The following is a 14,053-nucleotide window of genomic DNA, read 5'->3' on the forward strand; positions in this document are numbered from 1 at the left end:
ACGGCGTCATGGCAGCTGCAAGGGCATCCACAGCACATCGCCGTCGGCGTGGGCGACCAGCAGCCAGTGTGGTGCGGGCAAGACGGCAAGCAGCGCGACCGGTGCACGGCCGGCAGCTGGCAGGGCGTACCACCGCAGCGGGTCGCCCGGGTCGCCGAGCAGCACGCTGCCGTCGTGCCTGCCGGCCAGGACGCGTGGCGGATCGGCCAGCGTGCCGACGGCGGTGACCAGGGTCTGCGCGTCATCGTCGAACAACTGCAACGCAGCGCGCTGCATGGGGCCGGCGTCAGTATCGAATGGCCACAGGATCGCGGCGCTGGCCCCGCCGCTGACCAGCCAGGGCGCCGCTCCCACCCAGCCCCATTGCCGGATCTTGCTCGCGTAGCCGCCGATATGCAGCTGCATCGGGTCGGCTACGCGCCAGCCGTGTACGGCACCTTCCTGCATGCTGCTGAGCACGAAGCGACCGTCCGGCGACCAGGTCACCGCCAGGTGGCTGCCGCGGCAGGCCTGCGGGCTGGCGCGCCAGTGGCCATCCGCGCGGGTCCACACGGTAACTCCGCCGTAATGCGAGGCTGCCAGCCGCCCACCCGCCGGGTCGAAGGCGATGCCGCCGACACTGGATGGATGTTCCAGCACATGCGGGCGGCCATCGGCTTCCCACAGATGCACCTGCCGACCGACCGCGCAAGCGCGGCTGCCATCGACAGCGCCTGCCACATGCTCCACCCACCGGCCCGGAAACCGCGCCAGCACCTGGATGCGGCGCGCGTCCACATGGGCGAACACGCCATCGTCGCCACCGCTCAACACGCCGCCACCGGCATCGGCAGCCAGGCTCAGGATGGCGCCCGTGTGGACCTGCAGGCAAGACGGGGGCTGCTGCCGGGCGAAGTAGCGCAGGTAGCCATCGCCCCATGCCGTGACCAGCTGTGCGGCGCATGCCACGACGGCAACCGGCACCGCATCCAGATGCAGGGTGAGCCCGGAATGCGCTTGACGCGGTTCGAACGACAACCCTGGCGGTGGCGCTGCGTTCATGCCGCACAGGCATGGAAGCCGTCGTGCAACTGCATGCGTTCGAGATGGCGGCCAATGAAGACCATGCGTGACACCCGCGGTTGTCCTTCCGGCCAGGCATCCAGGAAGTTGCCGTCGGTCAGCATGTGCACGCCCTGCACGACATAGCGCCGCGATTGCCCGGCCAGCTCCAGGATGCCCTTGCAGCGCAGCAGGTCGGTGCCATGGGTGGCCAGCAACTGGCCGAACCAGCGCTCGAAGCGCACCGGGTCCAGCGGTGCCTGCACCTGCAACGACACCGAGCCGATGGACTGGTCATGCGCATGCACATGGTCAGCGTCGAGAAAGTCCGGTTCGATCTCCAGCACGCGCTCCAGGGTGAAGGCCTGCAGCCCCAGGATCGCCTGCAACGGCACGTCGCCACGGGTGCTGTGATGGATGTGCGCATAGGGGTTGATGCTGCGGATGCGCGAGCGCAGGCCGTCGAGTTGCGCCGGCGGCACCAGGTCGATCTTGTTGAGCAGCACGACGTCGGCAAAGGCAATCTGCTCGGCCGCTTCGTGTGCCTCGTCCAGGTGGGTCTGCAGGTGCACCGCATCGACCACGGTGACGATGGCATCCAGCCGGGTCCTGGCCGCAACGTCCGGATCGACGAAGAAGGTCTGTGCCACCGGCGCAGGATCGGCAAGGCCGGTGGTTTCGATGAGGATCGCATCGATGTCGCGGCGCTTCATCAGTCCATCGAGGATACGGATCAGATCACCACGCACGGTGCAGCAGATGCATTTGTTGTTCATCTCGAAGATTTCTTCGTCGGCGTCCACCACGAGGTCGTTGTCGATCCCGGTCTGGCCGAACTCGTTGACGATGACCGCGTAACGGTAGCCATGCGACTCGGTGAGGATGCGGTTCAACAAGGTGGTCTTGCCGGCACCGAGGAAGCCGGTCAACACGGTGACGGGGAGTTGGGCGGCAGTCATGACAGAGTCCTCGCGCCCGCGAAAGGCAGGACAGGGGATGGGGCGCAATGCGCGGCATGGCGCAACCGGTGCGGCACGCGTGCTGCGGCTTGAGCATGGGGATTAAATTGCATATGAAATGATATAACATATCTTTCGATGAGCAGCTGTCCGCTGCTTCGTCTTGCCGTGCGGATGCGAAGTTGCACCATCACCTCACCGCGTCCCTGCCGTCGGCAGGAAGACGCTTGGCACGCTCTCCGGCGCAGGCAGGAATCGCCAGGGCCGCGCGTGGTCCTGGCGGTGCGCTCAGAGCAGCGCTTTCAGCCTGTACAGCGCTTCCAGCGCCTGCTTGGGGGTGAGTTCGTCCGGGTCCAGCGCGTGTAGCGCCTCCTGGGCGGCAGAGGAGGGCGCGGTGAACAACCCGAACTGCTGCGGTGCGTCCAGCGCGGCGGGCGCCATCTGCACACTGTGACTTTCCCCGCCACGTTGCTCCAGCTCGGCCAGCCGGCGGCGCGCCTGCGTCACCGCCGCCCTCGGCAGGCCGGCCAACGCCGCCACCTGCAGGCCGAAGCTGCGATTGGCCGGGCCATCCTTCACGGCATGCATGAATACCAGGCGTTCGCCATGTTCGACGGCGTCCAGGTGCACGTTGGCGATGCCGCTACCGCCGCCGCCATGCGATTCGTCGGCCAGCGCGGTGAGTTCGAAGTAATGCGTGGCAAACAGGGTGTAGCAGCGATTGCTCTGCGCCAGATGGCGTGCCACCGCGTCGGCCAGCGCCAGGCCGTCGTAGGTGGAGGTGCCGCGGCCGATCTCGTCCATCAACACCAGCGATTGCGGCGTGGCGTGATGCAGGATGTAGCTGGTCTCGGCCATTTCCACCATGAAGGTGGATTGCCCGCGTGCCAGGTCGTCGCCGGCACCGATGCGGGTGAGGATGCGGTCGATCGGCCCGATCACCGCGCGGCTGGCCGGCACGAAGCTACCGATGTGCGCCAGCAGCACGATCAACGCGTTCTGCCGCATATAGGTCGATTTACCGCCCATGTTCGGGCCGGTGATGACCAACATGCGGCGGTCGCTGTGCAGGTCCAGGTCGTTGGGTTCGAAGGGGTGCTCGCGCACCGCCTCGACCACCGGGTGGCGGCCGCGTTCGATGCGCAGGCACGGCGCGGTGTCCAGCTCCGGCTGCGACCAGTCCAGCGCCTGTGCGCGCTCGGCGAAGGCCGCCAGCACGTCCAGTTCGCTCAGTGCGCCTGCGCAGCGCTTCAAACCTTCCAGCTCGCTGCCCAGTGCATCCAGCAGACCTTCGTACAGCAGTTTTTCGCGTGACAGCGACCGCTCGCGTGCCGACAGCACCTTGTCTTCGAAACTCTTGAGTTCTTCGGTGATGTAGCGTTCGGCATTGGTCAGGGTCTGGCGGCGGCTGTAGTGCAGCGGCGCCTTGTCGGCCTGGCCCTTGCTGATCTCGATGTAGTAACCATGCACGCGGTTGTAGCCGACCTTGAGCGTGCCGATGCCGCTGGCCTCGCGCTCGCGTTGCTCCAGGTCGATCAGGAACTGGTCGGCATTGGTGGACAGGCGGCGCAGCTCGTCCAGCTCGGCGTCGTAGCCGGAAGCGATGACGCCGCCGTCGCTGAGCTTGAGCGGCGGCTGCTCGGCCACCGCGCTGACCAGCAGGTGCGCGGTGGCATCGTGTTCGCCAAGTTCGGCGAACAAGGCCTGCAGGCGCGGCGAATCCAGCGGCGCGAGGATGCTGCGCAGCGTCGGCAGCAGTGCCAGGCCATCGCGCAGGGTGGAGAAGTCGCGTGGACGCGCCGAACGCAGCGCCACGCGGGTGAGGATGCGTTCCAGATCGCCAAGCGCGCGGAAGGCTTCGCGCACCTCGGCATCGGCAGCAGAGGCGATCAGGAGGGCGACGGCTTGGTGCCGCTGCATCAGCACCTCGCGCAGGCGCAGCGGCCGATGCAGCCAACGCCGCAGCAGGCGCCCGCCCATCGGGGTGATGGTGCTGTCCAGCACTCCGAGCAAGGTGTTGCGGGTGTCGCCATCCACGCGTGTGTCCAGCTCCAGATGCCGGCGCGTGGCCGCGTTCATCGCGATCGCCTCGCTGGCTACTTCCATCGCGATCGCGGTCAGATGCGGCAGGCGCTGTTTCTGGGTTTCTTCCACATAACCCAGCAGCGCGCCGGCAGCGGCGGTGGCGCAGGGCTTGTCGTCGATGCCGAAGCCGGACAGGTCGTGCAGCTTGAAGAACGCCAGCAGCTGACGCCGCCCGCTGTCGGCATCGAACAACCACGGCGGCCGCCGCCGCACGCCGATGCGCCCGCGCAGGAATTCCGGCCAGTTGTCTTCGTCCGGCACCAGCAGTTCGGCCGGCTCCAGGCGCGCGATTTCCGCCTCCAGCGCATCGACGCTGTCCACTTCGTTGACCAGGAACCGACCGCCGGCCAGATCCGCCCAGGCCAGGCCGTAGCCTTGCTTGCTGCGCGCAATCGCCATCAACAGCGTGTCGCGACGCTCGTCCAGCAGCGCTTCGTCGGTCACCGTGCCGGGCGTGACGATCCGCACGACCTTTCGCTCGACCAGACCCTTGGCCAGTGCCGGATCCCCGATCTGCTCGCAAATGGCCACCGACTCGCCCAACGCCACCAGCCGCGCCAGATAGCCCTCGTAGGCATGCACCGGCACCCCGGCCATCGGGATCGGTGCGCCACCGGAACTACCGCGCTGGGTCAAGGTGATGTCCAGCAGGCGCGCTGCCTTGCGTGCATCGTCGTAGAACAGCTCGTAGAAGTCGCCCATGCGGAAGAACAGCAGCAGGTCGGGGTAGTCCGACTTGGCAGCGAAGAACTGCTTCATGAGGGGCGTGTGCTCTACAGCTCCACCGGGGTTCTTGGTTTTTTCTTTTGTGTCAGTGCTTTGCAAGAAATGTTCTTCCGGGATGTGGCGGTCAATCAGGGGTGGCAACGGCGAGGGACGGTGACGTTTGTTGCGGCGTTGTTGCGACGAAACGGACGAACGGCTGGGATGGCGCAGGATGCTGCGACCAAACGAACCACCTCAAGGCGGCACGGGCTCAAGTTTAAGCCCACCCGCCAACAAATCCTTGAGCGATCGGTCGCGGGTGTGCGGGCCATGGGGCCGCAACGGGCGATTGGCCACCGGGCCAAGGCCTTTGGACGAAGAGCGAAAGCCCTGCCGAATTCTGAATGGCAACAAGGAGGCTCCTGCTTGATTCGGCTTTACGCAGGAAAGCCAACCACGACTCCTGACGGGCTGGGCGAGGCCTGCAGGGCATGCGTCGCTCCTCGCTCGGTGGCGTTACTGGCATCCTGATAGAGCGCGGCTGCTTCACCTACCCACGATAGCCGGGCGGGTTCAGAGTTCATAACATGCTCTAGCTGCGCAGCTGGGGGAGTTATGAGTGCTGCGTGTCGTAGGCACGTCAATAGCACTGTCAAGTCTTGTCAGATAACTACTGAAAACAGCATCAGAATTCTCTGAATTCTTTGTACGGGAACAGGTCTCGGCGCCGTCGTTCGTGAGCTATTTCCCATAACGTCAAGAGCTTGCCGTTCTGTGCCCCGGCTCCCTCATCCACTGGCAAGCGATCGTTGGCGGTTGACATCAAATAGGCGCCGCGCAACCTTAGGTGGTGTGGGGGGGATTGGGGAATGACCTAGCGGTCGCGCTTCGCGCACCCTCTGGATTCTTTGGACACGAACACCGGCCGGTGGCTTGGCATGCATTGTCATGCCTTGGCCTTGCATGGACGTGAGCTCGTGTAAGCGATGAGGCTCACCCGGATCTCGGTCGGTAGTCAACCTGGAAAATGCTATGGAACTGGGCACAAAGCGGCACCAGATGCGCGTGATTGGATTGGCACTGGCTGCTTTGGCAGGGCTGTATCCTGCAGTAGGCATTGCCGATGTTGTTTACGATGACTATGGCAAGTTGATCCAATCGGGCGCAGTGGTGAAGAGCCCCGGCGACCAGCTCTTCGGGGAGAACATCAACCTCTACACCGGGTCAATGGAAATCGTTCAAACAGACGTGGATCTGAAGGGCAACAATGCCTTGCAGGTGCGCATTGGTCGTCGGTTTTCCGTTGGCAGTCCCACAAAGGGACACTTCAAGCTCTGGGATCTGGATATTCCCTACATGCATGGGGTTTTCGGCTTCCCTGGTGGGAACATCGCGCCGGATGGCTGGGTGGTCAACGGGACCAGGGAGACGGCTTACAGCCGATGCAGTCGCTATAGCGTTCCTCCGGCGTTCGAGAACCAGGGTGGCTTCTTCGATCCTTCCGAATTCTGGCGGGGAAGCTTTCTCTACCGGCCAGGAAGCGGCGATCAGGAGCTACTGCAAGCATCGGCGCAAGCGCTCCGCCCAAACGATGGTCGAACCTACCCCATCGTCTTGAAGGACGGCTCCGCAGTGCGTTGCCTGGCCTCGCTTGATGGAGCGAGCGAGACGAGTGCTCGCGGGGAAGGGTTTGAACTGGTCGACACACAAGGCAGCGTGTACGCGTTCAACCATATGGTGTCGCGCTCCTATCCGCCCTTGAGCAAATCGTCGCCTGCTCCGCAGGCCACTTCGGTTGGCATGGCGTCCGCTGGCGGAGTGGGCATGAGAACAGCCGGCATCGGCAACATTGTTCCGATGGTGGCCAAGAACTACATCCTGGTTCGCAAGGAGGTCCTGATCTATCCCACGCGAGTGACCGATCGCTTCGGCAACACCGTGGTCTACAACTGGAATCCCGGGGCTCCGTGGCAACTTCTAAGCATTGTCGCCAGCGATGGGCGTCGCATCGACCTATCGTATGCCGGCGGGGATGGCAACACCATCACCTCCGTGAGCACCGGAGGTAGAACTTGGTCTTATAACTACAGCGATACTGTGGATACAGTAACGCTGCCTGACGGCAGCGGCTGGACCTTCGATCTGGTTGCTTTGTCCAGTGCGCGCGTGACCTACGGCCAGCCGCCAGGGTGCGACAACATCCGCCCGTGGTCCCGCAGCAATGTCGTAGGCAGCATCACTGCTCCTACCGGCGCTCGCAGTGACTACACCCTCAACTCCATGCTGATGGGGAGGTCGTGGGTTCCCAGGATGTGCAATATCCAGGACGCCTACTCAGAAATTCCCTATCAGTTCTATGTCATGGCCGTGACCAGCAGGCGCATCTCTGGTCCTGGCTTGCCGGCGCAGGGGCTGACTTGGTCCTACGACTACGGCAGCCCGAACAATTGCTGGAAGCCGGATCCAAATCCGAATCCAAGCGATCCCTCCAAGTATGTCGAATGCAACGCGGGTTCGCCCACCACGCGAGACATCACAGTCAAAGACCCGGCGGGCCAAGCTACCCGCTATCGATTCGGCAATCGCCATTGGTCCAATGAAGGACTGTTACTTCAGCAGGACTTTGGCTGGAACGGTTCGACGGCCAAACGCAGCAAGGTGAGTGATTACGCAGCCTTTGATGCGGCGCCTTACGCGGCGCGGACCATGTATCCGGCTGGTGACTACGGGGACAACACTGTGGCAGCGAGGCAGCGGCCCGTGCGTCAAGTAATCACGATCGATAACGGCGACCAGTTCGTTTGGCGCATTGCCGATTGCAATGGTCAGCCGTGTTTCGACGAGTTCGCAAGGCCAACCCGCGTTGAGCGATTCAGCCCTTGGCATAGCCGCACCGACGAAACGACGTATTACGACGAACGCGGTGCATGGGTCTTGGGACAGACCGCCATTGCTCGTAATGTCAACACAGGCATCGTCACCTCTCAAGTGGACTACGGCAGCAATGCGTTGCCCCAGACGCAACGGCGCAACGGAAAGCTGGTCGCAACCTACACCTACAATCCCGATGGAACCCTGGCCCAGGTCAAGGATGGACTCGGGAATGCAACGACCCTGTCTGGCTGGAAGCGCGGCATCCCTCAGATCGTTGCAAACCCCGACGGCACAGCCAAGTCCGCCTCGGTGGACGACAACGGGTGGATTCGTCAAACCAACGACGAGAATGGATTTGCGACCACGTATGGCTACGACGCGATGGGGCGGCTAACGGGCACGAACTACCCATCGGGTGACAGCACCGCTTGGAACTCGACGGCACAAGCGTTTGAAAGGGTAGGTGGTGACGAATATGGAATTGGTGCCGGCCATTGGCGTCAGACCGTGACCACTGGAAATGCACAGAAAATCACCTACTTCGATGCACTGTGGCAGCCGCTACTGATTCGGGAATACGATGCGGCAAACGTGGCGGGAACACTCCGGGTCAAACGCTTTGTTTATGACCATGAGGGAAGAGCCGTCTTTGCGTCGTACCCCAGCAATAGCGAAGTTGCGAACACTGGCGTGTGGACTGAATTCGATGTGATGGGGAGGCCGACGGCAGTATCCCAGGACAGCGAGCAGGGGCTGCTGACGACCGTCACTCAATATCTCCCCAGTCTCCAAACCTTGGTGACGAATCCCCGTGGCGCGCAGACGAGGACCAGCTACCAAGCATTTGACCAGCCGGTCTACGACGCCCCCGTTTTTGTAGAGTTACCCGAGTCTGCTCGGACGTCCATCATCCGGGATGTCTTCGGCAAGCCGATCAAGATCGAGCGAGGTGCTCGATGAGCGAGCGAAAGGGATCGACAACGATGAGCGCGCCCTCAATAGGCCCTACGCACTTCCTGCGCAGGTTGCCCGCATACTGGATAAGCGCTGCCTTGATCGTGCTCTGCATGATTGCCGTGCCCACGTGGGCCGCGCGGCAGTGCCCGGATGGATCGACTGCCGGTTCGGCCAATGAGTGCCCCACGCCAGTAGAGCTAAAGGAGAACGATTCCAAGTACATTGGCGGCTCAGTTCCGACGACGATGGTCGTCGGTCAGACATACGCCGCAAGCATCACCTTCCAGAACACTGGTTGGAAGACATGGACGCCGCAAGAGGGCTATCGTCTTGGAAGCCAAGGGCCAACGGATAACCTGACTTGGGGAACCGGTCGTGTCGAACTGCCTACGAGCGTTGCCTATCCGTCGAGCACTACCTTTAATTTCGCTGTCCGTGCGCCTCTCACACCGGGAAACACTCTTTTTCAATGGCGAATGGTGAGGGATGGCGTTGCCTGGTTTGGTGGAGTGAGTTACCCGGTTTACATCAATGTTCTTCCATCCGTTATTCCTACTGTGTCATAAAAATGTTATTCTGCAGGCAATCCACACCGTGCTGAGATGAACATGGCCGCAGTCAGTCACCAAGCGCGTTTTTCCGCCTATTTGGATGACCTATCCGCTGCGCTTGGTCATGCTGATCGCGCGGCGAGCTTACACGGTTATTGCCGAGGATTGATGCTGCCGTTGGAGCGCAAAAGCGTAGAGCCGCTGGCGGCGCATGTGGATCCGCTGCGGACACGGGCTCGGCATCAGGCGTTGCACCATTTCGTGGCCAAGTCGGACTGGTCCGATGCGGCGGTGCTGGAGCGCGTCCGTCAGTACGTCTCATCGCATATGGATTTGAAGGGCGAGGTGTACTGGATCGTGGACGACACGGGTTTTCGCAAGAAGGGCAAGCATTCGGTCGGTGTGACCCGACAGTACTGCGGGGAGATCGGCAAACAGGACAACTGCCAGGTGGCGGTGAGCGTCTCGCTGGCGACGCCTGCGGCGAGCGTGCCGATGGCCTTTGGGCTGTATCTTCCTGAGGCTTGGGCGGCCGATGCGGCGAAGCGGGAGAAGGCAGGTGTTCCGGAAGAGATCGCGTTCGCCACCAAGCCAGAGATAGCGCTGGCGCAGATGCAGGCCGCGTGTGCTGCAGGTGTCGTCCGCGGCACCGTGTTGGCCGATGCAGCTTATGGCAGCAATACGGCTTGGCGTGATGCGCTGACTGCCTTGGAACTGACTTATGCAGTGGGGATTGTTTCGAGCGTCAAGGTCTGGCCGCCGGGGCAAACGCCCGAGCCGCCCGCGCCTTGGAAGGGGCAGGGCCGTCCTGCGATTCGCCATCGCCGCACGGCGGATCGCCAGCCACAGTCGGTGGAGGCACTGGCGCAGTCCCTGCCTCGGCGTGCCTTCCGGACGGTGTCATGGCGGGAAGGCAGCAACGCACCGTTGTCCGGACGCTTTGCGGCCCTGCGCGTGCGTGCCGCGCAGGGAGATCGTTTGCGTCAGGAGGAGTGGTTGTTGATCGAATGGCCCGAAAACGAAGACAAGCCAACGCGCTACTTCCTCTCCAACTTGCCGGCAAGCACGCTCCGCAAGGATCTGGTGAATACGGTCAAAGCGCGCTGGCGGGTTGAACGCGATTATCAGGACCTGAAGCAGGAGTTTGGTCTGGATCACTACGAAGGGCGCGGTTGGCGGGGGTTTCATCATCACGCCACGCTATGCATTGCTGCTTACGGGTTTCTGGTTGCTGAGCGCTTGCGCGGGGCGCATCAAAAAAAACCGTCACAACGCCCGCAACCTGCCCTACCCGAAGATTACAGCCCGCGCGGGGCGACCGATGCGGGCTCAGCGCCATGTAGTGGACTCGATCGCGACGCTGCGCTGGACAATCGCCGTAGAAATCGCAGTGACACTACTTGGAACGATGTCTCCGCACCTTCGCATTTAATGACACAGTAGGATTATCAAGGGTGGCATTGACGGTATCAATAATACGGTGATCTCCGGCTGGGCATGCTCCACCAATCTCAGTCAGTCCATTGATGTGCACATGTATCTTGGAGGCGCCGCTGGGTCAGGGAACTTTGGCGGAGCAACCAAGGCCAATCTTCCAAGCGACGGCGGGATAGCGGCTGCCTGCGGAACGTCGGCAGCAAATTACCGATTCACGTTCCCAATCGATGAAAACTTCATCCTGCAGAACGGTGGTAAGGCAATCTTCATCCACGGATTGTCGCCTGTGGGTGAGTCGAACGATACGATCGCAGGGTCTGGAAGCCTGCGAGTTCCGGCGATTGACCGTAGCTCGGTATTTGTCAGCCAGTCCGTGCCCGCCACGATGACCGTCGGGCAGTCCTATCCGGCAGAGGTCACGTTCCGCAACACCGGGAACGTCACTTGGCGCAGGTCCTCAAACTACCGCTTGGGGGTGGTCGACCCAGCTGATACCTGGATGTGGGGCATCGTCAGGGTTGAGTTGCCCAATGATGTTCCCCCAGGGCAGTCCGTCCGGATCGCATTCAATGCTGTGCCTCAGGTGGCAGGCTCGCTCAACTTTCAATGGAAGTTGCTGCAAGAGAGCGTGACCTGGTTCGGCGAGGCCAGTCCCAACCAAGTGATCAACGTTCAGGCGGTCAATCGTCCACCGCAAGTGTCACTCACGGAGCCAGGCAATGGGAAAACGCTCTATGCGCCTGGCAAAGTCACCGTGCGGGCCAATGCCAGCGATCCAGAGGGCGGGCTGGCCAGTGTCTCGTTCTACGCGAATGATGCGCTCATAGGAACGGTCGCGTCCGCGCCTTATCAGGTGGCTCTCAATAACCTGGCTGTGGGCAGCTATCGCCTCAAGGCAATCGCACGCGACGTCAATGGCCTGACCGCTGATTCCGGCCAAGTTTTGCTAACGGTCAAGCCCCCCCAGGGACCTGCCTCCATCGCTCGCAGCTACGTCTATGACGCTAACCAACAGCTGTGCAAGGTGATCGAGCCCGAGAACGGCTCAACAGTGATGGCCTACGATGCTGCAGGCAATCTGGCCTGGTCGGCTAGCGGGTTGGACCTTCCCAGCACGACCAGTTGCGACTTGGACGCCGCTGCTGCAAGCGGCCGGCAGGTCACTCGCGCCTATGACAGCCGCAACCGTCTTAAGACGCTGCGGTTCCCTGACAAGAATGGCAACCAGGACTGGACCTACACGCCGGATGGACTGCCTTCACAAGTGACGACATGGAACGACGCCGGCAGCTCATCCGTCGTCAACGCATACAACTACAACAAGCGCCGGATGCTGACGTCCGAATCGTCGGGTCAAACCGGCTGGTATACCTGGTCCATTGGCTACGGCTACGATGCCAACGGAGCGCTCGCAAGCCAGGTGTATCCGACTGGGCTGTCGGTCAATTACGCACCCAATGCTTTGGGTCAACCGACCGATGTGCGCGATCATTTGGGGAACGTCTACGCATCGGGCATTGGTTATTACCCCAATGGCGCCGCACGCCAATTCACCTATGGCAATGGCGTCAGCCACTCGCTGGTGCTCAATGGCCGCCAGATGCCTCAGCAAGTTCGTGATGCGAACGTCGCATCGCTTGAGTATCAATACGACGCAAATGGAAATGTCATCACGATCCTGGATCAGCAGATGGGGTCGGTTTACAACAGGCACATGGCTTACGACGGTTTGGATCGCTTGACCGACGCTGGATCATGGCGCTTCGGCGGGGATGCTTGGAACCGATACGCCTACGACGTATTGGACAACCTGCTCAGCGCACAGCTGCCGGGGGTGAGTGAGAAAAACTACTGGTATGACGCCAGAAACCGTCTGACCAATGTTCAGAACAATGCAGGCGCGACCACCGTTGGGCTGAGCTATGACCTGCAGGGCAACCTCAAGAACAAGAACGGCCAGATCTACAGCTTCGACTACGGCAACCGCCTGCGAGATGTCACGGGTAAGGAGAGCTACGTCTACGATGCGTATGGCCGCCGCACTGTGGCCGGGCAACCGACAACGCGGACTGTTCAGGTCTACACGCAGGCGGGTCAGTTGTTCTATGCAGAAACGTCGAGCAAGGGCAACACCGAATACGTCTACCTCAACGGGAGCCTGCTCGCAACGCGTAACGCGGGGGCGATCAAGTTTCAGCACACCGATGCATTGGGCAGCCCGATCGCTGTGACCAACACGGCCGGTCAGGTGGTCGAGCGCACCGACTACCAGCCGTATGGCAGCACCATTGGCAAGACGGTCGATGGCATCGGCTACACCGGTCATGCCATGGACGGGGCGACCGGGCTGACCTACATGCAGCAGCGCTACTACGACCAGGACTTGGGGCGGTTCCTGAGCGTGGATCCGGTGGCGGCTGACTCAGTGCTTGCAGCCAACTTCAATCGCTACTGGTATGCGAACAACAATCCTTATCGGTTCACGGATCCGGATGGACGTCAGTCAGCTGCCGATAGGTATTACGGCGCAGCCGTCGGCTACATGCTTCGCAATGATCCAGAGAAGCTACGCATTTGGGCTTCCGGTGAAGCAGCTGCGACTACTGAGGGTAGCCAGGCGGAGCAAGGTGCGGCGATGGGACAAGCTGCAGGCGAGTTCATTGATGCCGGAGATTTTTCTAACGAAGCAATCGCTGGAGCACTCGTAAAAGCAGCAGCTGCGGGCGTGACGCGAGGAAGATCAGGGCGGCCCGGAGACTTCACGCGGGGGCAGCGAAATGCATTCAAGCGGGATAACGCTCAGCGGAACGGCGGGCAGATGAGTTGTGATGACTGCGGTAGGGAGGTTAGGAATGTAGCCAGTGAGAGGGGTGTCCCGACTCCACCAGACCAAGCCCAAGTTCACCACGATCCACCTATCAAGGATGGGGGCGGACGCCACAGTGATGGTAAGGTAGTCTGTCCTGAGTGCCACCAAGAACGACACAGGCGAGAAGATCAAGATGAGCGCCGATGAGTTGATGTTCCGACTGAAGGTTGAGGATGGTTGGCCTCCTGTGGCCAAGGAATGCCTTGTCTGCACCTTGATCTCGCCAGGCTATCGGATTGAAGTCCCACCTTTTTTTATAAAAGAAGTGTCGGTAGGTGATGTGATTACAATCCAGCGTGACCCGGAAGGTGACATTGTTTCTTGGTCGCATTTGGCGAAGTCGAGCAGAAGCACCTTGTGGCTAATGGCTTACGGGGACTATTCGGTTGAAGGCGTACTTGACGGATTGAAGCGACTGGGCTGTAACGTTGAGGAGCTGAAGCAGTTCCGTTATTTCTCTATAGATGTGCCCGAGGACTGCTCTATTGCGGATCTAGACCATTGTTTGGATGGGCTAGAGGAGGAAAAATCCGCGCTGGCGTATCCGTCATTCCGGCATTGATGCTGATACGCCC

7 protein-coding genes are annotated in these 14,053 nt (G+C 61.5%); 4 read left to right on the top strand and 3 right to left on the bottom strand.

The window, feature by feature from the left end; genetic code table 11:
• Positions 1-6: 6 nt before the first annotated feature.
• The 3 genes from ACCQ13_RS05385 to mutS all read right to left on the bottom strand — a co-directional run bounded on the left by ACCQ13_RS05385 (position 7) and on the right by mutS (position 4,844).
• Positions 7-1,041 carry a WD40 repeat domain-containing protein gene (locus ACCQ13_RS05385; RefSeq protein WP_159406780.1) on the bottom strand — a complete coding sequence of 345 codons (1,035 nt, stop codon included), beginning with the start codon at positions 1,039-1,041 and terminating at the stop codon, positions 7-9.
• On the bottom strand, positions 1,038-2,000 hold the full coding sequence (locus ACCQ13_RS05390; protein WP_159406781.1) for a CobW family GTP-binding protein: 963 nt from the start codon (positions 1,998-2,000) through the stop codon (positions 1,038-1,040). The genes ACCQ13_RS05385 and ACCQ13_RS05390 overlap by 4 nt, the downstream gene beginning before the upstream one ends.
• A gap of 288 nt (positions 2,001-2,288) precedes the next feature.
• Entirely contained in the window at positions 2,289-4,844 is a 2,556-nt protein-coding gene (gene mutS / locus ACCQ13_RS05395) for a DNA mismatch repair protein MutS (RefSeq protein ID WP_223214405.1), read from the bottom strand.
• 966 nt (positions 4,845-5,810) lie between these two features.
• On the opposite strand from mutS, the gene ACCQ13_RS05400 reads away from it, so the two are divergent.
• The 4 genes from ACCQ13_RS05400 (at position 5,811) to ACCQ13_RS05415 (ending at position 14,040) form a co-directional block, all read left to right on the top strand.
• A complete protein-coding gene (locus tag ACCQ13_RS05400; RefSeq protein WP_159407929.1) occupies positions 5,811-8,624 on the top strand; it encodes an RHS repeat protein in 2,814 nt (937 codons plus the stop codon).
• Between the two features lie 605 nt (positions 8,625-9,229).
• A complete protein-coding gene (locus ACCQ13_RS05405; RefSeq protein WP_223214363.1) occupies positions 9,230-10,615 on the top strand; it encodes an IS701 family transposase in 1,386 nt (461 codons plus the stop codon).
• 37 nt (positions 10,616-10,652) lie between these two features.
• A complete protein-coding gene (locus ACCQ13_RS05410; protein ID WP_372372353.1) occupies positions 10,653-13,625 on the top strand; it encodes an RHS repeat-associated core domain-containing protein in 2,973 nt (990 codons plus the stop codon).
• Positions 13,612-14,040 carry a DUF4265 domain-containing protein gene (locus ACCQ13_RS05415; RefSeq protein WP_223214406.1) on the top strand — a complete coding sequence of 143 codons (429 nt, stop codon included), beginning with the start codon at positions 13,612-13,614 and terminating at the stop codon, positions 14,038-14,040. The genes ACCQ13_RS05410 and ACCQ13_RS05415 overlap by 14 nt, the downstream gene beginning before the upstream one ends.
• Positions 14,041-14,053: the final 13 nt, after the last annotated feature.

The sequence above is a fragment of the Xanthomonas sp. NCPPB 1638 genome, assembly GCF_041475635.2.
In the GTDB taxonomy this organism is placed as follows: domain Bacteria; phylum Pseudomonadota; class Gammaproteobacteria; order Xanthomonadales; family Xanthomonadaceae; genus Xanthomonas; species Xanthomonas cucurbitae.